The sequence below is a fragment of the Pseudomonas sp. NBRC 111140 genome (assembly GCF_001320885.1).
Lineage (GTDB): Bacteria > Pseudomonadota > Gammaproteobacteria > Pseudomonadales > Pseudomonadaceae > Aquipseudomonas > Aquipseudomonas putida_P.
On the sequence record NZ_BCBQ01000063.1, the window covers coordinates 16,263 to 38,786 of the forward strand.

Below are 22,524 nucleotides of genomic sequence, written 5' to 3' on the forward strand. Positions count from 1 at the left end.
TCAGGCCACCGCCCGCCACATGGCGCACAGCGGGTCGGCTTCGCTGGCCGGCTGGCACAGCTGCACCGCCGCCAGTTGCGGCACGTCGCCCCGGCCTGGGGCATGCAGGTACACCCGTGGCAGGTGCTCGCCGTACAGCTCGCAGGTGCGCTCGATCAGCGCTTGCAGGGCCTGGTCGCTGTCGGCACAACCTTGCGCCAGCACTTGCTGCCAGGCCCCACCAGCAGCCAGCAGCAGCACGCTGCGGCGCGGTTCGGCCAGCACGAACAGGAAGTCGCCTTGCGCCAGCTGCGGCGAGCAACGGTTGTAGGCGGCCATCAGGTACGGTTGCACCGAACGCAGGTTCAGGCGGCTTTCCCGGCCCAGCGCCTGAAGCCGTTGCAGCAGGGCTTCGGGCAGCGCCGTGGCGATGCGGGCAGCACCGGCAGGCTCAGGCGACAGCACGATGCGCCAGTCGTCCAAGGGCTGCCCGTAGAGGTTTTCGAAGCAGGCCCGGGCATAGGCATCCAGTTCGCGGGGGTGGCCGATGGCATCGCTCCAGGGCACCAGGCAGAAGCGGCTGTAGCGGGCCGACAGCAATACCCGCAACTGGGCGCCACGTACGGCATGCTCGGCCAGCAGCGCGGCCAGTGCATCGACTGCGGCTGCCCAGGCCGGTTGGGCGGCATCGCAGCTGAACTCACGGCTACCCAGCCATTGGTGGTGGTTATTGTGCCAGCGACCCAGGCCGACACCCTCGGCGCCCAATACAGCGCAGAAACGATCAGATGAATGTGACACGGTTGATCTCCTCAAGGGTGGTACGGCCATCGCGGACCAGGTCCAGGGCCGAGGCCCGCAGCAGGCGCAGGCCGCGCTGGCAGGCAAGCGTCTTGATTTGCGCCAGGGGGCGGCGCTCCACGATCATTTGCCGCAGGTCGTCGTCCAGGTGCAGCAGTTCGGCAATGGCGCTGCGGCCGCGGTAGCCACTGCCCCGGCATTGGCCGCAGCCCTGGGCGCGCACGAAGGTCCAACCGGCTACGGCCTCGCGGGTCAGGCCCGAGCCATACAGGGTGTCGTCATCGTGTTCGCAGGCCGTGGCGCAGTGTGGGCAGGCCAGGCGAATCAAGCGCTGGGCCAGCACTGCGTTGAGCGCGGAAACGAAGCTGTAGGGGTCGACCTGCATCTGGCTGAAGCGGCCGATCACGTCGAATACGTTGTTGGCGTGGATGGTGGTGAACACCAGGTGGCCGGTGAGCGCCGACTGCACGGCAATCTGTGCAGTGTCGGGGTCGCGGATTTCGCCAACCAGGATCTTGTCCGGGTCATGGCGCAGGATCGAGCGCAGGCCACGGGCGAAGGTCAGGCCCTTCTTCTCGTTGACCGGGATCTGCAGCACGCCGGGCAGTTGGTACTCGACCGGGTCTTCGATGGTGATGATCTTGTCCACGCCGTGGTTGATCTCGCTGATCATGGCGTACAGAGTGGTGGTCTTGCCGCTGCCGGTGGGGCCGGTCACCAGGATCATGCCGTAAGGTTCGGCGGCCAGCCGGCGCAGGGCGCGCAGGGTTTCGTCGGCAAAGCCCAGGGCTTGCAACTGCACGCCGCTGACCCGGTCGGACAAGTCCTGCTTGTCGAGCACCCGCAGTACGGCGTCCTCACCGAAGATGCTGGGCATGATCGACACCCGGAAGTCGATTTGCCGGTCGCCCACGGCTACCTTGAAGCGCCCGTCCTGGGGCACGCGCTTTTCGCCGATGTCCAGCTCGGCCATGACCTTGATCCGCGAAATCACCTGGTCGGCAAAGGCGCTGCCGCTGGCTTTGCCGGCACCGTTGAGCACGCCGTCGATACGGTACTTGATGGTCAGGCCCTGGCCGGTCATGCCCAGGTGGATGTCGCTGGCGTGCAGCTTGAGCGCATCGTACAGGGTGGAGTTGACCAGTTTGACCACGCGGCTTTGGTCTTCGCTGATACTGGCCAGTGACAGGCGTTGCAGCGGGTCGCTTTCGCTGCTGGCCTCGGGGTCGTGGTCCAGGGCATCGACTGCATGGAAGCTTTCTTCGTGCCGGGCCAGAAAGGTGGCCAGTTCGGCGGCGTGGGCCAGGTACAGCGGCGCGCCTTGCAGCACATCGTCGATCCAGGCCAGGCGGGTGTGGTCGAAGGGGTCGGCGAACACGCCCAGCAACTGGCCGTTTTGCTCGATCAGCACGAATTCGCGCTTCAGGCACTGGGCCAGGGACACCTTGTCGAAGCGTGGGTTGCTGGCCAGCAGGGTGTGGCTGTCCAGTACCGGGTAGTGCAGGGTCAGGCCCAGGCGGCGGGTGAAGGTATCGGGGGTGTCGCAGGCCAGGCGTTCCAGGCAGTTGAGCAGGCGCTCATCACTGGCTTGCAGGCGGGCTTGGGCCAACAGGTCGCGGGGGTAGGCTGATACTGCTGCATCGAATGCTTCTGACATGGCCTGCGACTCCGCTCAGGGGCGCGTCGCAGGCTGGCTCGGCCAGGGGTGCGGGCGCCGCTATTCCCCTGTGAGCAGTTGATCGTCGTCGGGCCCTGGCGGCTTGACGCCATTACGGCGGCGGTCGGCCAATACCCAGCTTCCATCGTACAACTGCAGGGGGAACGATTCGTTCCTGTTCTGGCGTCGTTCGACGAACCCTTCTGCCGGGTTGTCCGTGGCCCTGCGCCGGCGCTCGATGCCCATCAGGTCGAAGATTGCACGGGCCAGTTCCACCAGTGGGAACGGCTTGAACAGGACATGGCTCACACCCAGTTCGGCGGCCCGCTCACGCACCTCGACGGTGGGATGGGCGGTAATCAGCACGAAGTGGCATTGCCTGTTCTTGCGTACAGCCTCCAGAACCTGAAAACCTTCCATGTCGGGCAAGCGGTAATCCAGCACAACTACTTGCGGTGCCAGGCTTTCAGCCTGTTCGATACCACTGGCACCGTCGTGGGCAACATGAACTTCCAGGCCTTGCGCCTGCAGGTACGCTTGCAGGTTCTGCGCAAGAGTCTGTTCGTCATCGACTACCAATACTCTGTTCACCAAGGTCGACTCCTAAAAACTGCCCGGTTACCCGGTCTGCGAAGTGCGCCCTTAACAAGGCTTGAGCAGGCTTCGTGCCAGGCGTGAATAGTCATGTTGCACCGCTGTAAGTCACTGATTTGCCAAGGGTGCCGGCCAGCACCCGAAATACGTTGAGCACGCGCACCCAACCGGTTCCCCACAAGCGGGGGAAATGATGGCACATTGCCAAACCTTAATTCCCCAGCATTGGGGGAAACGCCATCGTGGGCCTCAGTCGGCGATCTCCACTTTAGCGGATTCGCGCAAACGTTGGCGCACGGATTGGCGCTCCTGCGCCTCGCGTTGACCGATGAGCGTAGCCCTGGCCAAGACCAGGCCCTGTTCGCGTATGACCGAAGGGTTATCACTTTGGTTCTGCGCTCCTTGCAGTCTTTCTTTGTTGGCATCATAGAATGCCTCCACTTCGCCCTGGCTCGGCGCGTCGACTGCGCTGAGCTGGGCATACACCTGCTGGGCTGCCATGTCCTGCCGGGTGTATTCAGTGTACTGTGCCCTATCGAAGCCTGCCTCTGCCAGCCGCCGTTCGAAAACCGCCGGGCTGCCAAAGGCTGCTTCCACTTCACCGACGTGCGCCGACACCCGTTCATCGCTGACGGCAATGCCTTGGCGTTGCGCTTCCTGCCACAACAGCTCCTTGTCGATCAGTTCGTCCAGCGCCTGGTCACGCAGGCGCTTGTACAGGCCTGGGTTGCGGATACTGGTCACCGCACGGCCCTGGGCGTCCAGGTACTCGCTGAAGTAGCGCTCCAGGCGCATCAGCTCGATCTCCACACCATTGACCCGCGCCGCCGGCACATCGGCCCAGCTCGCCCTGGCCAGCACCAGCAACAGGCACAACAACACGATACGCATGGCAACCTCCGCTCAGGGGGTGTCCGGCACAGGCCGGTACGGTGTGACCGCAGTAAAGCGTGGCCCTGGCAGGGCCACCGCCACCACATGGGCCCCGGCCATGCCCTGGCGGCGGCCGGGGCCGAAGCCCAGCGCCGGGGTCAGGCCGGTAGGCACATCGTGCAGGCCTTCCAGCGCAGCAATCAGCTGCTCGCGGCTGGCATCACGGCCAATCTGTTTCAGCGCTTCACTCAACAGCTGCAACGCGCACAACGTGTTGACCTGCAACGACGCCTGGCGTGGGTCCAGGCCCTGGCGCTGCTGCAGCCCGGCGAGGGTTGCCAGGCCTTGCTCGGTCCAATCCTCCGGCACGTAGGGGTAGGCCAGAAACAGCCGTTGCGACCACTGCTCGGGCACGCGTGCCACCGCACCGGCCACTTGGCTGGAAGCGGCGAACAGATAAGGCTGGCGGCCCACCGCCTGCAACGCCGCCGCCAACTCGGCGAAGGCCTGGGCGCGGCCAAGGAAGACGATGCCCTGCCCGTCCACCGCCTGGCCGGCGAACGCCTGGATGGCCGGTGGTGCCCAGCCTTGCTGCAGCAAACGCTCGCGCACCTGCTCGGCCAACGCGGCCTGTTCGTTGCCGGCATACACCACGCGCAGCTCATCCGCGGCCAGCCCCAGCGTTGTACGGGCATGGCCTGCCAGGCTCAGCAGTTGCTCGGGCAGGCCGGGTAGCGGGTCGAAGATTTGTGCGCTGCCGCCGCTGCGTGGGGTGCTGCCAATCAGCGGTACGTTCTGTGGCGCCAACAAGGTCGCCAGGCGCTGGTCGAGCATCGGTGCCAATGGCGTGACCAGGGCGAACACCCGCTCTTGCTCCAGCAACTGGTGCAAGGCGCGTTCGGCGCTGGCGGGATCGAAACCTGGGTCAAGCACTACCAGTTCCAAGCGCCGGCCGTGGATGCCGCCTTGCTGGTTGAGTTGCGCCAGGCCATCTTCCAGCACTGCCTGTATCACTTGCCCGGCTTCGGCCAGCGGGCCGCTCGCGGGCAGCAAGGTGCCCAGGCGCAGCACACCCTCCTCCACACCTGGGTCGCGTTCCTGGGCTAGCCGCTTCAGATAGGCAGTGAGGTTGCGCTGGTCGGCCAGGGTCAGTTCGAAGCGTGGCATGGCCGGGTCCAGGCGGTTGCCTGCCGGGTCGACGCCATGCTGGATGGCGCGGGCCAGGCTGCTGTCGGTATAGGCAGGGTAGCTGCGGCCGTTGGCCTCGCGTGTGCCCTGGCCGAGTGCAAGGCGTTGCCAGTCGAGGCTGGGCGGGCGCACACCGCCTTCGGCGCGGCCACGGCCGTCGTTGCCATGGCAGCTGGCGCAGGGCAGTACGCTGGCGGGCACCGCCATATCGCTGGCGCCGACCCGCGCTTGCAGCTGGGCGTCGCTGCTGGAGACGCCTTCGCGGTACAGGCGTTTGCCGGCTTGCTCGTGGTCGGTGAGGTCCAGTGCAGAGGCAAAAGGCGACATGCCCAGCAAGCATGCCAAGCAGATCGCAAGCCCTGTGGGAGCGGCCTTGCGTCGCAAAAGGAGCGCGCAACGCTCCCCACTTTCGGGGTCAAGGCTGCCAGTGCTGGGGCTGCTGCGCAGCCCTTTGGCGACGCAAGGCCGCTCCCACAAAGGCTGCCCCCTCAGAGGTTGACTCCACAGGGAACGCACCATGGCAATCACCGGCCTGCCAGTGGCTGAGCCAACAGCTGCATGCGCTGGGCAATCGCCGCCGGTGGCGCATCCGGGCGGATCTTGCTCCAGCGTTTGCCGGCCACGTCACCGGCAATCAGCTGAGTCGAATGCTGCTCAGGGCTGGGCAGGAACTGCCCTATACGCCCCAGCACCAGGTCGACATTGGCCTTGTCGCCGGTCAAGAACAGCCAGTTCGGCCCATCCACGCCCTGCTTCTCGGCGAACGCCTTCAATGCCTGCGGGGTATCGTTCAGCGGGTCACTGCTGATCGACACGAAAGTCACCTGGCTGGCCAGCTGCGGCCCCATCGCTTCGCGCACTTCACGCAACTTGCGGGTAATCAGCGGGCACGCGTCGGTGCAGTGGGTGAAGATCACGTTAAGCATCACCACCTTGTCCTTGAGCACGTCGCTGTAAAAGCGCAGCTCGCGGCCATTCTGGTCCTTCAACACCGTGTCGGTGAACCAGGTCTGGGCATCACGGGTGCCGCCACCACTGGTCATCGCCTGCGGCGCCGGCTGCGGCTCGGGGGCCTGTGGCGCATGGCCTTCGTGGGCGAAGGCCACCGAGGCCAGAATCCACAGGCAACCACCCAGCACCAGCCAGTCGAACCCGCGCATGCTTGCGCGGCGGGAGCTTGCAGTGCTCATGGTTGCACCTCGTGATGGTCGGCAATGGCAGTGCTCTTGGCATGCACTCGGCGGGCGCTGAGGCGGTTGATCTCTTCGATCAGTACCGCCGGGTCGGTGAAGCCGTAGTAACGTGTCCAGTGCCCACTACGCCCGTCACCCACCAGAATCAGCGGCGGGTGCTGGCTGAGGTCGGCACTGAAGCTACCCAGGCCCTTGAGGGTCTCGGTGACGGCGTACGGGGTGCCGGTCAGCCAGCTCCAGCCCGGCCCCTTCTGGAAGGCCTTGGCGTAGTCTTGCAGGCGCTTGGCATCGTCACGCTGAGGGTCGACGCTGATCGACACCATGTGGATCTCCTCGCCTACCCGGCCACCCAGCTGCTGCTGGACCTTGCCCATGATCGACGACACCACCGGGCACACTGTGGTGCAACTGGTGTAGATGAAACCCATGACCACCAGGTGGTCGCTTACCAGGTCTTTCTCCAGGCGTACCGGCATGCCGTCTTGGTTCAAGAGCGAAACATCGGCAAAGCGCACGCTGGTCTTTTCCTGGCGAGCCGCTGGCGGTTGCGTGCCATGGCCGTCATGGTCGTGACCGGCGTGGGCAAGGGCCAGGTTGCTGGCAAACGCCAGGCTCAGGGCCAACAGTGTGAAAGCATGCTTGGCGTTCATCGCACATTCCTCACGTCAGTCTGGGAAGCGTTGGTCGCTGCAGCCGGCAGGACGCGCAGGCTGGTGTAGTTTTCTTCGGCAAACTTGCGCCCCAGCGAGGGCGACTGCACATGCAGGTACCAGGCGCCGGCTTCAGGCAGGTTCAGCGCCGCCTGATACACACCCTCGCCCACCTCTTGCAGCTGCAGGTTGCGCGGCATCGACGATGGCGCCAGAAAGTAGCGCAGGCTCAGGTCGTTCAGGCCCAGGCGTGGCTGGCCGTCGTCGCCGACGATACGCACCCGCGCGGTAAAGTCGCTGTGCTGCGGCAAAGGCTGGTCGAGGCCGATGAACTCGGCACGCGCGCCCTTGCGTTTGCTGGCATTGGGCGCTGCGGCCACATCGGTGCTGAAGCAATGGATGATCTGCGGCTGGTTGAGCAGGAAGGCCACGTCGAACTTGCCGGCGGCGGGCAGCTTCACGGTCGAGCCATACACCCCAGGCGCCACTTCACGCAGGCTGCGGTCGACGACGATGGCCGCGCGGGCCTGGTGGCCACGGTTGTTGTAGCCGGACATCGGCGCGTTCATGCCTTCGGCGTAGAAGTAGGTGGTGTTGTCCACCGGGTTGACCACGAACACCGAGTTGTCATCGCGTGACACCGACAGCCCCTGGGCCAGCGGCAGGTCACCTGCCTGGCGCGGCGCTGCCGGGCCGGCCTCGAAACCTTGCACGATCGGTGCACGCCCCTCGCCCAGGCTGGACAGGTTGATCATGGTGACCTTGGGCGAAGCCAGGCCACGTATGTAGGCATAGCCCTTGGTGAAGGTCAGCTGGTACGGTTCGGCCGCCACCGGGATGTGGTGGATCAGCTTGTCGGTACTGGCATCTATGACCAGCGCCTGGTTCTCCAGGGTATTGAGCACGATGCCGTAGCGGCCATCGCTGCTGAAGCGCATCGGCCCCAGGCCCTGCTCGGCCTTGACCGTGTGGCGCAGCTGATGGCTGCGGGCGTCGAAGACCCGCACGCTGCCCTCCTCGCCATCGACCACGTAGACGGCCTGGGACAGCGCCGAATAGCTGACCGAGAGCGGGTGCGGGCCAACCTTGATGGTCTTGGCCAGGCGCATTTCCGGGATGTCGATGACGCTCAGGGTGCCGCTGTCGCGGTTGCTGACGTAGGCATAGCGCGAGTCAGCGCTGAAGGCGATTTCGTGGTGCCCGGTGCCGGTATTGAAGCTTTTCAGGGTGTTGCGCCCCGGCACGTCGATCACGGTTACCCCGCCTTTGGCCGGGTCGCTGCTGTTGTTGCCAACCCACAGCCGGTGCTGGTCCGGCTGCAAGGCCACGCGCAGCGGCTGGTCGCCGGCGTCCAGGTCGGCGACACGGGTGAAGGTTTCGGTGTCGATCACCGCCACCTTGCCGCGCTCGGGGATCGACACGAACACCTGCTTGTCGTCGCTGGTAGCCACCCAGTCCATGGGCCGTCCGGGCAGGTCGATGCGGGCCATGGTGCTGGTCACGCCGCCCACCGACACAGTCGGGTCGATCACGGTCAGGCTGGCGTCCTTGTTCAGCATCAGCAGGAAGTAGCTGTTCAGGTCGAGCAGCGGCCGGGCCCCGATGCTGCTCTTGAGAAACAGCGCGACCCGCGCCTTGCAGCTTTGCTCGCGGTCACCCAACGGGGCCGACTGCGCGGGGTCGATCCACGCCCCTGGGGCCATGCCCGACAGCGGCTGGCCACTGCTCTGGTCGCTGAGCTTGAAACGGATGTTGGCGAAGCTGCCTTCCTTCAGCTCCCCGCCGGCCAACGGTCGGGCTTCGAACTCCACGGTGACGCCGTCCCGGCTGAGCCGGTGCAGGGCCTGCGGGTCGGCAGGTTCCTGCAACAGCTCGCGCGGGTCGCACCAGAGCTTTTCATACGCCACGCCCAGGCCAATCAGCGCCACACCCAACATTACCCCCAAGTAAGCAGGGCGAGTCTTTTTGTTCATGCTCGCGCTCCTTTTCCGTCACTGCGCCGGGGCCGTTGCCGGCGGCGCTTCGTTGGTCACCCGCAAGATTCCCCACAGCCCCGAAAGGTTGCCGTAGGCGGCGTAGTCGCGGAACAGGTAGTCACCCGCCACCGCGTTGGCACCGCCGGCACTGGGCAGCATGAAGCTGAAGTGCGCCGCTGGCAGTACGCTTTCCTGCGCGCCGATATACATGGCCATCGGGTTGTTGCCGAAGCGCACCGAACCGATACCCGGCAGACTCATCGGGTAGCCGTCCACATCACTCTTCTCGGCTTGGTAGTTGTGCAGTGGCCATATGTGCCCGTCCAGCTGGTAGACCATGCCGCGGCTGCCCCCACTAGGCATCACGATATGGTTGCGCACAGGCTGACCAGGCTTGGCGTACAGCACCGGGGTCTGCGGGTCGCCACCGACCAAGGCGTTGGCGTACGCCATGTGAGCGTTGGGCACATCACCAAAGCCCAGGCCATTGGCGCGGCCGAATGGCGAGTCGGGTGCCATGCCGAAGCGCAGCCACAGCGGTTCGGTCTTGTAGTTGACCGCCATGTTGCCGTTATCCTGCGGGTCACCGGCAGCGCCGTTGCCTTCGGTATTGATGCCTTCTACCGGGCGACCATCGGCCCAGCGCATGTTCAGCGCACGTTGCCACACCGTGACGAAGTCGCGGTAATCTGGCTGGCCGCTGACCTTCACCGTGGCCTGGGCACGGGTGGCGGTGTCTTCGGTCCAGGTGGCGGTTTGCGGCAGAATGCTCATGGCGCCCACCAGGCCTTTTTGCGGCTGCTTGATGAAGTCCGACGGGGTCAGGTTGAGGCCGCCGAACTCGATGGCCGTGGTGTTGATGTTGTCCACGGTGCGGCCAAGTTGCGACACCGGTTTGCCTTCACGCTCCAGGTGGCCGGCGTAGTACTGGTACACCTTGGTTGGGTAGGCGCCGCTGGTGCCGGCACGGGGTGGCACGGTCTGCACCGGGTTCAGGCCAACGTTGGCACCGTCGGACTTGGTGATGTCGTAGGCCAGCAACTGGGCATGCAGGCCCACGTGACTGGACGGCCGCATCAGGTTGTTGGCGAAGGCGGTGGAGCCCTCGCTACCGAAGCGGTCACGCTTGACCACGTTGTGCATCACGGCGGTACTTGGCAGGTCTGGCATCACCAGTGGCAGGCGGTTTTCCAGGGTGATGCTGATGCAGTCGCCAGCGTTGGCGCGCAGTACCAGCGGCTCTACCGGGACACCTGCCTTGAGCTTGCCAGTGCTGGCATCGAGGTCGGCCTTGCGCACATACAGGATCGCGGTCGGGTCATGCAGCGGTGCACTGTGACCACCGATGGTGAAAGGTTCCCCATCTTCGGGGTCTACCCCACTCACCAGCGGGATGGCGGTTCTACGGCTGTTGAACACCAGGGTGCCGCCGTTGGCCTTGAGCGCGCCACCCACGTGCTGGCCGATGCCCGCCGGGTCGTTGATGCTGACGCCGTTGCGGTTTTCGAGAATGTCGTTGGCCAGGGCCGCGACAATCTCATAGTTGCGCTTGACCGTGGTGCGGGTGCCGATGCCGTTGGGGTTGGCCGTGGTTTTCGGGCAGATGCCGTCAAAGTTCACGGTGTTGCGCATGGCCACCGGTTGCGGGTTGTTAGGCAGCGCAAACAGGTCGGCACGTTGCACGGTGTAGTTGCGCATGATGCCCCATATACCGTTCCAATAGCCTTCCAGGGCGGCGTCCAGCGAATACAGGTAGTCGCCGTTGGTGGCTGCGGAACTCGAGATCATCGACACCGGCGCCATGAAGCCCAGTTGCTCGGAAATGCCGATCATCTGTGATGACTTCCAGCCCGAGTTGGAGCTATTGCCGAAACCGGTACCGTTCTGCAGCCATTTCACGCCATGCAGGGTGACGTTGTGCTCTTCTTCGTGGCCCCCGGCGTGCATGCGCAGACGCACGTTGTCACCGGAGTAGGTGCGCAGCAACGGGGTGAATGGGTCGCCCGGTTCGGCGCCAGCCTTGTTGATGTGCGGCGGGAACAGCGTGGTGCCGCCGGTAGGGCCAACCGCCGAGGTGATCGCTGAAGGCGACAGGTTCATCGCCGGGATGGCGCGGTCGGTACGGGTTTGCAGGGCATAGCTGAGGTCGCCGGCCAGGCCGTCGGCCTGCATGCCACGCTTGCCGTCCGGGCCGACCTTGTTCGGGTCGTACACGCGCAGCGCCAACGGTTCGTTACGGTAGTTGACGACGAACATGCCTGGGTCGTCCACCGAGATCGCCTGCGGGCATGGCCGGCTTGGGCAGCCAGGGTTGATACCGCCACGTTCTTCGACGATGGCTTCAAGCAGGTTCGACGCCTTGCCGCGCACTGGGGGGTTGATGGCGTAGCGGAAGCTGTCAGCGGTGGCAGGGTACGACTGGGCATTGGGGATGCCGTCTGGCCCTGCGCCCACGTAAACACCCGCTTCATAAGCATGCTGGAAGTCGCTGTACTCCAGGAAGAACTCGCGGTAGCTATCGTTCTTGCCATCGCCATCGTGGTCGCCGGTCTGGATCACTGCCTGCCACGAGGTCGGGCCGCCATCCTGGCGCGTGGCCGGGTTGTACAGCTGCTCACCGGTTTCGGCGTGGTACCAGGTGGAGCCAGCGGGTTCGGCCAGCACGGTGGCATACAGGCCCAGTTGCTGGTGGGTCGATGGGCCAAGGTGGTCATGGGTGAAGATGGTACCCAGGCCACGGTCGACGTTGTACACGTTCACCAGCGGGTCGGCGAACCAGCGCTGCATGGCAGTGCGTGCGCCCAGCCAGTCGGCGCGGCCGAAGCGGCCGAAGTACGGGTGCTGCTTGGCTTTCGGGCAGGCAGCGGTGCCGTCGCGGCTATCGCCCTCGGTGCAGCCGTTGTAGGCACGGATGGCATGTACGCGCTCGACCACGCTGCCGGGCGAGAGAATGCCGTCTTCGTAGTTCCAGCCGTTGGCCGAGCCATCGGCAGCGGTCAGGTCCCATTTAGGCAGGTGGATGTGCTGGCCGATCACGTCGGTCGGGGTGCGCACCTGGTAGTCGTCCATCTCGTAGATGTTCGGGATCAGGTTGGTGTGCTGGTACATGGTGCAGTCGAAGGTGTTCATGCGCATCACCAGTGGCTCTGGTGGGCGCTGCTTGGTAATCACCGGCCAGGCGTCTTCCCATAGGGCAATGATGCGTGCCTGTGGGAAGTGGTAGCCGACCTTGTTGTACACCGCGTCGAATTGAATGTTGGCACCTTTGTAGATACGTGGGCGGTCGGCGGTAAAGGCCGAAGCGCCACGGAAGTTCAGGCCGGTAGGGCTCTCGCCGCTAAAGAACTCGCCCACGCCCGAAGACTGGGTCAAGCGTTTGCCACGGTCATCCATGCACGGTTCGTAGTACGGTGCGCCGGCGGTGGGCAAGGCACCGTTGGTGCGGAATGCCTTGGCCACGGGTTGGCTGCCAGGGATCAGGGCATAGCTGGGGTGTTCGGCCATGGCGTGGAACTGCATGGCAGCCTGCTCGACATCGGTGCCCTCTTCCGGTAGGTAGATGGGCTTGGCCTTGTGCACGACCTTGGTGAAGTCCAGCTTGGTGGTGGTGGTCTCGGCTTCGCCGCCGGCCGAAACGCCGTCCAGCGCGTGGCGACCAAGGCCACCGTCCCAGCCATCGACCTGGTTCGCATCCAGGTTGGCCCACAGGGCTTTGCCGCTGTCTTTCAGCTGCCGGGCCAGGGCCGGGTCGAGCATGTCCAGCGGCGGGGTGGGTGGGCGGTTGCCGACGCTGCTTTCCATGCCGCCGATCCAGAATGGGTAACCTGGGTTTTTCAGGGTGCCGTCGGCATTTCGGTTGGCTTCGGTACGATCGACCAATGCCAGCGAGCCGACAGCCTTGCGCACGGGGGGTTGGTTGGCGTGGTCGTCATCGCCCTCCTCATCGTCGTCATCATCGTCATTGGCAGCGACCAGCGTTTCGGAGAGTTTGGGTACCACCACCACTTTTCCAGGCATCGGTGCCATGGCTTTGCCCGGCAGCGGCACGATGGCCGGGATCGGCGTGCCGGCGACGATCTCGCCATCGGGTAGCGCCCGAGCGCCCGCTGCCGGTTTGCCGCTACGCAAGGCGAATGGCGTACTGTGGAAGCCATTCTCGCCCTGCCCACTCACCTCCAGGCGGGTGCCTTCTTCGAACACATCGTGTACCCGCCACATGGCCCACATGCCTTGGGCGAAATGCGGGTAGAAGTGGCAGTGGTAGATGGCATCGCCGGCCACCCGGTTGCGGTTGCCCGAACCACCGTTGGCGATCTCGTAGGTGTAGCCGACACCGGCGCCGATACCTTGGGCATCGATGTAGTCAGAGTTGTCGTCATTGGGGTTGAACAGCCACTGGTGGCCGTGCAGGTGGAAGATGTGCTGCTCATGCCCGTTGTGGGTGTTGCGGAACTTGGTGAAGTCGCCGATGTAGCTGTGGTGCACGTTGGCAGGTTCCGAGGGGTACAGGGCCATGCTGGCTTTGACCCCAACGGCACTGGCCGGCGGGACTTCGCCTGGGCGGATGTGCTCCAGGCCGACGTTGGCCGGCACATCCACCAGGGTGCCGATATCGCCGACGGTATGGGCGCTGAGGAAGAACTCTTCGTAAGCGCACGACAGGCAGTCGTGCATCGGGCCCACCCCCAGGCGGTTGGCCACCACTTCGGCGCCCATGCCACCGGAGCCATAGTTGATCATGAAGGAGTCACGCGTCGGCTCCAGTACATGGCCCATCACAGGGTCCGCCCAGTAGCCGGGGAACGCCTGAGTGCCCGCGACCTCGTCGGCGAACTGCGAGGCGAAATCGCGGAACGCCTCCAGGCGGTTGGGCAGCGCCGGGTTGCGCTTGCCCATGCTTTCCAGTGGGTAGGTCGACTTGGGGAAGCTGCCGTCGGGGTTTGGGCCCATGACGATGGCATCGGTTTCGCTGTTGATGATCTCGTTACCGTTGACCATGGCTATGATCGGCTTGCCGGCCTTGCCTTCGGCGATCCATGGTTCTACTTGCGGGTAACGCGCTTCGTAGTCGATCACCGGCTGGCCGGTGGCAGTACGGCCAGTGGTGGCCAGGCGCATTTCTTCTTCGGTGAGGGTGTTGCGGTAGGTGCGGCCAAGCTTGGGCACCACCACCACCTGGCCGAACAGGCCATTGGCAACGTTGCCCGCCGTGCCTTCACCGCCAAACGTGGCGGCTTTGCTGGTAGCGGCAAAGGCACCTTCGCGCTCGGCATACAAGGTGTAGCTGCGGGTGCTGCCGGGGCTGACGAAGAAGTTGCCATTGCGCCCGGTGTAGGCAGAAATGTCGGCGATGCTATTGACCGCCTGCATACCGTTGACCTGGAAGCCGACCATGCGCTCGGCCACCTGTTCGTCGGCAACGAAGCCTTCATCCGCTTCGTTTTCCACCTCTTCACCCTCGGGCCCCTCTGCCTCGATGCCGTGCTTGTTGGGGTTGGCCCGGTAATCGAGCAGGTTGGTCAGGTTGACCGTGAGGCAGTCACCGGCAGCCACGCGCAGCACGATCGGCCGTGGGCGCTTGTCCGGGCGCAGCGTAACCTTGCCGGGTACCGCAGCCCCGCCTCTGCTAAGCGGCACCTGCTTGTCGTCCACCACATCCTCGCGGAGCGCGAACAGCATGCCGTTGGCGTTTTGCGCACCAAGGCGGTTGAACATCAGGGGTTGGTCCAGTGCCACCACATTGGCGACCAAGGTGCGCTGGCACTGCACGGCCGCCTCGCTGGTCGATTCCCAACCCAGCAGGGCCAGAACGAGTGATGACAGAAGGGGGCCTTTGCGTGGCGTAGTCATGCTGCACCTCCGGGACACAGGAACTCTGCGGGGAGCTGCAGCAAGGTGTATGCCAGAAGATAATATTCCTCCTTATCAATAAGTTATGAGATCAACCGAAACAGATTGGGGAGGATCCCCCAACGGATTTCCCAGAATCGGGGGGTGCCGCATCGCAGGGTTTAATGTCGATGCGGCGGCTCCCACGAATTCGCTGTCAGCCGACCAGACCGCGAACACAAAAGTACAAGATCGACGGGCCCATCAGGCAACCCAGTCCAGTATGGAAAGTGGCCGTCAAAGCCCCATACGGCACCAACCGCCGATCCGTCGCGGCCAGCCCGGCCGTCACCCCCGACACCGTCCCCGCCAACCCACCGAACACCATCGCCGAGCGTGGGTTGTCCAGCGCCAGCAGGCGCGCCGATACAGGGGTGAACACCATCACCAGAATCGCCTTGATCAACCCGGTGGCAATCGACAGGGCCATCACACCCGAACTGGCCCCCAGCGCCGCCCCGGTCACAGGCCCGACGATATAGGTCACCGCACCCGCACCGATGGTGGTCATGCTCACCGCATCGCGGTAACCGAAGGCGTAAGCCACCGCTGCGCCAACAATGAACGGCAACACAGTGCCCAGCAACAGCGCCACCGCGCCGATCATGCCGGCTTTGCGCGCCTCGGTGGCCTGCACCTCGAAAGCCGTGGCGACAATGGCGAAGTCACGCAGCATGGCCCCGCCCATCAGGCCGATACCGGAGAACAGCGCCATGTCGGCCAGGCCTTTCTGGCCGCCGGTGAGGGTGCCGCCGACCCAGGCCAGGACCAGGCCAATGACGATGGCGATGGCCGAGCCGTGCACGCGGCCGAAGGTCAGGTACTTCGACAGCACGACCGACAACCACATGATTGCGCCTACCGCCGCGAAGGCAGTGATCAGGCCGTTGTGTTCCAAGGCACTTTCAATGATGGGCCACATGTTCAACGACCTCCTGCAGGGGCAACCTGCGCACTGGCTTCAGGGGTGGGGTCAAGCGCGGGCAAAGGCTCGCCGCGATGGCTGCGGCTGATCAGGGCGATGGTCGCGCCGCACACCAGCACCGCGCCCACCGCCGCCAGCAGCGCCACCGGCCCGCCGTGCAGGGCGGTGACCACGTTCTGCTGGGCGGCCATGGCCACCACAACCGGGATGTACATGGCGCCCCAGAAGCCCACGCCAAACTCGCATTCCTTGCTCATGCCACCGTTGCGGTGCATATAAAGGCGTGCGCAGATCAGCAGGATCATGGCGATGCCAACCCCACCCACATTGGATTTGACGCCCAGCAGCACGCCCAGGAAGTCGCCGACGATAACGCCGGCCAGCGTGCAGACTGCCAGCAGTGCCACACCATAGATGATCATTGTTGTTGCCCTCAGATAGTGTCGAAGTTGCTTGTTGTTGTTCTTCGTAAACACACTTGCCCGGCTCACGCGGTCAATGTGGGAGCGCATCAGCCTGCCATCATCGGTTCTGGGCCACCTCCTGGCGCAGCAGCGCATCCAGGCTGTCCCAACGGGTACCCTCCACAGCCACCACCCTGCCCTGTTCGAATACCGGGCGGGCCAGCCCGCTGAGCACGCTACCGGGCGGTAGCTCAAGGTGCAGGCGTACGCCGCGCTCATAGGCGTTGCGCAACGTAGCACGCCAGTCGACCACCCGCGCCATGTTGCCGGCCAGGTCGTCGCGCAGGCGCTGTGGGTCGAATATCGGCCGTGCGCTGCTGCCACTTAGGTACGTGATACGTGGCCGTTGCAGCACGACCGTGGCGAAAGCACTGGCCAGTTCCGCCGCAGGGCCGGCCAGTAGCGGGCAATGCGACGGCACGCTGACTGCCAGGCGCCGGGCCGCACCTTGGCCAAGGCGACGCGCCCTGGCTGCGACCGCAGCCATCGCGGTATCGCTACCGGCGATAACGATCTGGTTTTCACTGTTGAGGTTGGCGACGTACACCTCTCCCGGCGCCTCGCTCAGCAGGCGCTCGACGCTGGCCAGGTCCAGGCCGCTGAGTGCAGTCATGCCATACCCCTGTGGGTAGGCGCGCTGCATCAGCTCGCCACGCAGGGCAACCAGGCGCACGGCGTCGGCAAACCCCAAGGCGCCCGCTACCACCGCAGCCGGATAGGCACCAATCGACAAGCCCGCCACGTAGTCCGGCGCAGGGCTGCGCTGCATCAGCCAGCGCGCCCAGGCCACACCGCTCAACAGCAGGCACAGCTGCACGGCACGGGTCGCTTGCAGTGCATGCTGGCTGTCCAGTGCCAGCGCCGGCTGACCAAGCACATCGCTGGCCTCTTCCAGCAACTGCCCCGAACCTTCAGGCAGGCGCTGCAACATGCCTACCTGCTGGGCGCCTTGACCGGGGAAGGCGAACAGGCTGCTCATGCCGCGCGCTCCTGCGCCGCCCACGGGTCGCCGACCAAGCGTGGCCCATGGTCCGACTTGAGCAGCACGCGGCGAGCGAAACCGGCCCACTCTCGCAGGGCGACAGCCCCCGCTGGGGTTTCCAGCTGCACGTCGATACGGCAAGGCGCGCAGTCGAGGATATCCAACAGCTCCCGCGCCTGGGCACGGGCCAGCGGTTGTGGCGTATGCAGCAGCAAGTCCAGGTCGCTGCCGGTATGGAGCACTTCGATACCGGTAGCGATCTGGTACCCCGCCCCGCCTGTTGGTCCCCAGGCCAGGCCACTGGCATTCAACACCGGGGCGACCGAGGCCAACGCCTGCAGCGCAGGCCACGGGCTTTGCCCAGGCCCGCGCAGCGCTTCGGGGCCTTGCTGGCGCTGAATGTCGACCAGACGCATCAACGCTGCAAAACGCTGTGTCCGACCCTGACCACGCAGCCCGACCGCCACCCAGCCATGGTCACAAATGGCACGGCGTACCACCACCGGCTGAGCACCGGCCAGCACGTCCAGCGCCCACTGCGGCGCATCGGCAGGCAAGGCCGACACAGGCATCCCCCACAGCAGGTCGTGCGGCCTTGGCGCGTTCATCTCAGGCGCCCTGCCACTGACGACGCAGCTGTTCACGAACCTGGCGCGAGGCACTGCGGTTTTCGCCCGCCAGCCGTGACGTCAGGTCAGTCGAGTTGCCGATGTCATGCACCGCCTCAGCCAGGCAAGTACGCACCCGAGCGAGGTCAGCGCTGCTCGGCGTCTCGGCGCTGTCTACCGCCAGGCGGCGCCACAGCAGGCCCAGCGAGGCGTAGCTGCCCAGGTCGTAGGCCATCGGCGGCACCTCGGCGGCCAAGGCTTCCAGTTGCTCGACGCTGCGCAAGGTGATGCGCGCCGCTGCCGCCTTGCCCATGGCGTGCACCATCACCCCGGCATCGTCCAGGGCAATCAGGCGCTGGGCTTGGTAGCCATGGGCCAGGAAGGCGCCAGACATGGCCTTGCCGACCAGCAGGCCGATCACCGGGTGCCCGGCCAGCCGCGCCTGGGCATAGGCCTGCACGGCACCGGCCAACGCCTGGTGGATACCCAGCGCTTCTTCGCGGCGGCCATAGGCCTGGCTGGGCACGTCGATCACCGCGACAATGGCGCGCTTCTGGCCGTTGCGATCAGCTTCCACCGCGTCGCTCACGGCCTTGGCCAAACCCCAGCCTTCCAGCAGGCCGACCTCGCCTGAGCGCGCGCGGGGGAACGGGTTGTCGGCATCCGGCACCACGGCGATGAAGCGTGCCAGGCGGTTGTCCAATTCGCCGTCGATCACCCGCAGCGAGGCAGGATAGCCTGGCAAGGCTTGCCCGCCGGCCAGGCCCGGCAGCCAGTTCAAGGCACGGTTCATTGGGTTTCTCCTTGGTAAAGGGCGCGCACGGCGGCGGCATCCAGTTGCGGGCAGTCGTCGCCCAGCTGGGCCAGGCGTGCAAGGAACCAGGCATGTTGGCTGGCGCGGTCTTTGGAAGGTTGGCCCAGCAGTTGCTGCAAGTGTTCGCGCAGGGCTTCGATGTCGTCGGCCACGTAGGCGTCCACCAGCCCGCTGGCATGGCGTTGCTCGCCACCGCTCAGGCTCCAGATGAAGGGGCGGTCCTTGGCGTCGTATTCGCCAATGCCCGCCTCTTGCTCGATGACCTGCGGGCCATTGAGGCCCAGGCGGGCTTCGCGGGTGACCAGCAAGTGGCTGCACAGGCCGGCGGCGATGGACATGCCGCCAAAGCAGCCGACCGAGCCTGCGATCAGCCCGATCACCGGCTGCCAGGCGCGCAGGTCGACAATGGCCGCCTGGATCTCGGCAATCGCCGCCAGGCCCAGGTTGGCTTCCTGCAAGCGCACGCCGCCGGTTTCCAGCAGCAACACGGCGCAGGTGGGGATGCCGTTGCGGTTGTCTTCGATGGCCAGTTCCAAGGCTCCGGCAATCTTGGCGCCGCCCACCTCGCCCATGCTGCCGCCCTGGAACCCCCCTTCAATCGCAGCGACCACGGCATTGCGCCCGTTCAGCAGGCCCTTGGCGATAACCACGCCATCATCGGCTTGTGGCACGATGCCCTGGCGCGGCAACCACGGCGATATCAGGCGGTCGAACGGGCCCAGCAGTTCACGGAAGCTGCCAGGGTCGAGCACAGCGCGGGCGCGCTGGCGGGCACCCAGTTCGACAAAGCTGCGGCTGCGCAGCAAACGTGCGGTGTCAGTCATGGGCGATCTCCTCGAAGCCTTGCTCAAGGCGCAGGCGCACCACGCCTGGGGTGGCGCCGAAGTCATGGATGTCGATGTTCACGGCCGGCCAGGCGCGGCCCTCGAACAGGCGCTGGAACAGTTGCGCCCAGCGGGCTGCACTGCCGTTGACCGAGGTCACCACCTGGATCTGCAGGCTGCCGGCAGTGCCGGGTTCGATCAGCACTTCGAGGTCGCCGGAGCTGACGCAGCCCACCAACGTACGGCCACGCCCAGGTTCGGCGGCGGGAAAATTAAAGGTCAGGGTTTCCATGTCACAGGCTCCCGGCTTTGTCGAGGAACAGGCAGGCGGCAAGCAAGTCGGCGGCGCCGCCCGGTGAGGCATTCAGGTGCAGCAGTTGCTGGTCCAGCCGGCGCAGGTGCCGGCGCCCGGCCAGGGTGGCGCTGCCGCCTTCAGTGAGTACGGCACGCGCCCCGTGCTGCACGGCGGCCAACCCGGCTGGGCCGCTGCGCCACAGCACGCAGGTGTCGCTGAGCACGGCCATGATCGCCAGCAACGCGTCGAGCCGGGCATGCGGCTCGCCGGCCCCGGCAGCGCGGCTGCGCAGCAGTTGCGGCAAGCCATGGCCGATAACCGCGGGGAAGCCTTGCTGTGCCTGCTCGCGGGCGCCGCCGGTGCCGTAACGGTGACGCACCTGCTGGCCGTGGCTGTTGTGGTGCGGCATGGCCGGGTCGTCGAACAGGGCGATACGCCCGGCGCGGGCGGCCAGGGTGGCGGCGTCGGCCTGAGGGGCAAGGGCCCTGGCGGCTACCAGCAAGCCCAACGCCCAGATCGCGCCACGGTGGGTGTTTACCCCGTGGGTGGCGGCCAGCATCGCGGTTTCTCCTTCGCGGCCAAGCTGGCCCAGCGTGGCGCGCAGGGGCTGGCCGATCGTACCGATGGACTGGGCGGCAGCTGCCATGTTGCGCAGGCATGGCCACAGGGCCAGTGCCGAGGCGTGCATCAAGGCCAGCGTCATGTCGTGGTGAGCGCCGTTGCTGCGGCGGTCGACCAGGCCGGGTTTGGGGGACAGGTCGGCTTCGTCGATCAGCGCTTCCACAGCCAGGTCGGCGAGGTGGTCTGGCAGTGGGATTGGCGTTGGCTGGGCTGGCCGCTTAACGGGCACACCCGCTCCCACAAGGACCGAAGTGGCTTCAAAATTCAGGTTTTGTGCCTTCATCACCAGCTCCTGAACCGTGCAGGCGGGTTGTAAAGGCCGCCGGACCATTCGACCAGGTCGGCGATGCTGCGCGCGGCCAGCAGCTCACGGCTGGCGTCGGTACGGCGGATGCCGAGATCTTCGGGCAAGGCGATCAGGCCCTGCTGGCGCATGCGCAGGGTGTCCTTCGGGTCGTGCCGCAGGCCGATGGCAGTGACCCCGGCCACGGCCGCGATCATCTGCTGGCGCTCTTCCAGGCTACGGGCCTTGTACAGGTAGGCAATGCCCTCCTCGGTCAGCAGGTGGGTGACGTCGTCGCCGTAGATCATCACTGGTGCCAGTGGCATACCGGCCTTTTTGGCCACCTCCACGGCATCGAGGGTTTCCACGAAGGTGGGCTTGCCGCCTTCCTGGTAGGTCTCGACCATCTGCACCACCAACTTGCGGCCACGCTCCAGCATTGTTTCCGGCACGGTCATGTCGAGCCAGGCCGGGGTCGCGTGGCGCCGGCCACGAGGGTCGTGGCCCATGTTCGGCGCACCGCCGAAGCCGGCCAGGCGGCCACGGGTCACGGTCGAGGAATGGCCATCACCATCCACCTGCAAGGTGGCGCCAATGAACAGATCGACCGCGTACTGCCCGGCCAGCTGGCACATCATGCGGTTGGAACGCAGCGAGCCATCGCGGCCCGTGAAGAACACATCCGGGCGCTGGGCAATGTAGTCCTCCATGCCCAGCTCGGTGCCGAAACAGTGCACGCTTTGCACCCAGCCGGTTTCGATGGCCGGGATCAGTGTCGGGTGCGGGTTGAGCGTCCAGTTGCGGCAGATCTTGCCCTTGAGGCCCAGAGACTCGCCGTAGGTCGGCAGGATCAGCTCGATGGCGGCAGTGTTGAAGCCAATGCCGTGGTTCAACGACTGCACCTGATGTTTCTCGTAGATGCCACGTATGGCCATCATCGCCATCAGCACATGCACCGGCTTGATATGGCGCGGGTCGCGGGTGAACAGAGGCTCGATATAGAAAGGCTGGTCGGCAACCACCACGAAATCGACCCACGACGCGGGGATATCGACCCGTGGCAGGTCATCCACGCGGTCCACCAGTTGGTTGACCTGGGCGATGACGATGCCATCGCTGAACGCGGCCGGCTCCACCAGGGCCGGTGTGTCTTCGGTGCTGGGGCCGGTGTACAGGTTGCCGTCGCGGTCGGCCATGAAGCCCGCTACCAGGGTAACGTTGGGGATCAGGTCGACCAGCAGCCGCGAGTAAAGCTCGATATAGGTGTGGATGGCACCGACTTCGAGCAGGCCATCTTCCAGCAACTGGCCAATGCGCAGGCTCTGCGGGCCAGCGAAAGAAAAGTCGAGCTTGCGCGCGATGCCGCGCTCGAACAGGTCCAGGTGCTCGGCGCGGCTGACACTGGGCATGATCATGTGCAGGTCGTGCAGGCGCCCGGGGTCGACCTTGGCCAGCGAGCGGGAAAGGAAGTCGGCCTGCTTCTGGTTGTTGCCTTCCAGCACTACCCGGTCGCCGGGCGCCAGCAGCAACTCCAGGGCTTCGACGATGCGGTCGGTGGGCAGCACCACGCCATCGGCAAGGTGGCGGACCCGATCGAGGCGGCGCTGCTTTTCGGCGCGCCGTCGCGACCATTGCGGCGGTGGATTCTGAGTTATTGTCATGGTGACTCCACAGGTTCGCTGTCGTGGAGGCCACCTTAGGGTTGGGCCGCTTGGCGGATCAATCAAGCCACTGGCATGTTCGTTACGGTCAGGTTAATGAATCGCCCAGCCCGATGACTGGCTCACAGCAAAAATGCACGATGCCCCTGCATAATTGTCGATTGTGCAAGGCAAATTCGCATGACAGGATCCGCAGATCCTCCAGCGAACTCCAGACTTCACTTGGAAAATCAATAACAAAGCAGGG

General features: G+C 65.4%; 18 protein-coding genes. All 18 read right to left on the minus strand.

Annotated features, from left to right (window positions below; translation table 11 throughout):
- Positions 1-780: a hypothetical protein gene (locus APH42_RS19195; RefSeq protein WP_060494025.1), complete on the minus strand. Its 780-nt coding sequence runs from the start codon at positions 778-780 to the stop codon at positions 1-3.
- On the minus strand, positions 764-2,437 hold the full coding sequence (locus APH42_RS19200; RefSeq protein WP_060494026.1) for a GspE/PulE family protein: 1,674 nt from the start codon (positions 2,435-2,437) through the stop codon (positions 764-766). Before APH42_RS19200 ends, APH42_RS19195 begins: the two co-directional genes overlap by 17 nt.
- Positions 2,438-2,497: 60 nt before the next feature.
- Positions 2,498-3,031 (minus strand): response regulator, encoded by a 534-nt coding sequence (locus APH42_RS19205; RefSeq protein ID WP_041166482.1) that lies wholly within the window; start codon positions 3,029-3,031, stop codon positions 2,498-2,500.
- Between the two features lie 249 nt (positions 3,032-3,280).
- Positions 3,281-3,922, minus strand: a complete 642-nt coding sequence (locus APH42_RS19210) for a SurA N-terminal domain-containing protein (RefSeq protein ID WP_060494027.1) — start codon at positions 3,920-3,922, stop codon at positions 3,281-3,283.
- Positions 3,923-3,934: 12 nt separating this feature from the next.
- Positions 3,935-5,419: an ABC transporter substrate-binding protein gene (locus tag APH42_RS19215; protein WP_082421431.1), complete on the minus strand. Its 1,485-nt coding sequence runs from the start codon at positions 5,417-5,419 to the stop codon at positions 3,935-3,937.
- Between the two features lie 197 nt (positions 5,420-5,616).
- Positions 5,617-6,282, minus strand: a complete 666-nt coding sequence (locus tag APH42_RS19220) for an SCO family protein (RefSeq protein ID WP_012272092.1) — start codon at positions 6,280-6,282, stop codon at positions 5,617-5,619.
- Positions 6,279-6,935, minus strand: a complete 657-nt coding sequence (locus tag APH42_RS19225; protein WP_060494029.1) for an SCO family protein — start codon at positions 6,933-6,935, stop codon at positions 6,279-6,281. Before APH42_RS19225 ends, APH42_RS19220 begins: the two co-directional genes overlap by 4 nt.
- Complete coding sequence (locus APH42_RS19230; protein ID WP_012272090.1) at positions 6,932-8,908, minus strand: cytochrome D1 domain-containing protein; 1,977 nt, start codon at positions 8,906-8,908, stop codon at positions 6,932-6,934. Before APH42_RS19230 ends, APH42_RS19225 begins: the two co-directional genes overlap by 4 nt.
- An 18-nt stretch (positions 8,909-8,926) precedes the next feature.
- Positions 8,927-14,761 (minus strand): manganese-oxidizing multicopper oxidase MnxG, encoded by a 5,835-nt coding sequence (mnxG, locus tag APH42_RS19235; RefSeq protein ID WP_060494030.1) that lies wholly within the window; start codon positions 14,759-14,761, stop codon positions 8,927-8,929.
- 196 nt (positions 14,762-14,957) lie between these two features.
- The gene (gene madM, locus APH42_RS19240; protein WP_060494031.1) at positions 14,958-15,722 is read right to left on the minus strand and encodes a malonate transporter subunit MadM; all 765 of its coding nucleotides are present in this window, start codon (positions 15,720-15,722) and stop codon (positions 14,958-14,960) included.
- A gap of 2 nt (positions 15,723-15,724) precedes the next feature.
- On the minus strand, positions 15,725-16,147 hold the full coding sequence (gene madL / locus APH42_RS19245) for a malonate transporter subunit MadL (RefSeq protein ID WP_012272087.1): 423 nt from the start codon (positions 16,145-16,147) through the stop codon (positions 15,725-15,727).
- A gap of 100 nt (positions 16,148-16,247) precedes the next feature.
- Positions 16,248-17,168, minus strand: coding sequence for a malonate decarboxylase subunit epsilon (gene mdcH, locus APH42_RS19250; RefSeq protein WP_060494032.1), 921 nt, complete (start codon positions 17,166-17,168; stop codon positions 16,248-16,250).
- Complete coding sequence (locus tag APH42_RS19255; RefSeq protein ID WP_012272085.1) at positions 17,165-17,779, minus strand: malonate decarboxylase holo-ACP synthase; 615 nt, start codon at positions 17,777-17,779, stop codon at positions 17,165-17,167. Before APH42_RS19255 ends, mdcH begins: the two co-directional genes overlap by 4 nt.
- A 1-nt stretch (position 17,780) precedes the next feature.
- The gene (gene mdcE, locus APH42_RS19260) at positions 17,781-18,572 is read right to left on the minus strand and encodes a biotin-independent malonate decarboxylase subunit gamma (RefSeq protein ID WP_012272084.1); all 792 of its coding nucleotides are present in this window, start codon (positions 18,570-18,572) and stop codon (positions 17,781-17,783) included.
- The gene (locus APH42_RS19265) at positions 18,569-19,417 is read right to left on the minus strand and encodes a biotin-independent malonate decarboxylase subunit beta (RefSeq protein WP_060494033.1); all 849 of its coding nucleotides are present in this window, start codon (positions 19,415-19,417) and stop codon (positions 18,569-18,571) included. The genes mdcE and APH42_RS19265 overlap by 4 nt, the downstream gene beginning before the upstream one ends.
- Positions 19,410-19,709, minus strand: a complete 300-nt coding sequence (locus tag APH42_RS19270; RefSeq protein ID WP_012272082.1) for a malonate decarboxylase subunit delta — start codon at positions 19,707-19,709, stop codon at positions 19,410-19,412. The genes APH42_RS19265 and APH42_RS19270 overlap by 8 nt, the downstream gene beginning before the upstream one ends.
- 1 nt (position 19,710) lies before the next feature.
- Entirely contained in the window at positions 19,711-20,616 is a 906-nt protein-coding gene (locus tag APH42_RS19275; RefSeq protein WP_012272081.1) for a triphosphoribosyl-dephospho-CoA synthase, read from the minus strand.
- Complete coding sequence (gene mdcA, locus APH42_RS19280; RefSeq protein ID WP_012272080.1) at positions 20,616-22,277, minus strand: malonate decarboxylase subunit alpha; 1,662 nt, start codon at positions 22,275-22,277, stop codon at positions 20,616-20,618. Before mdcA ends, APH42_RS19275 begins: the two co-directional genes overlap by 1 nt.
- Positions 22,278-22,524 lie beyond the last annotated feature (247 nt).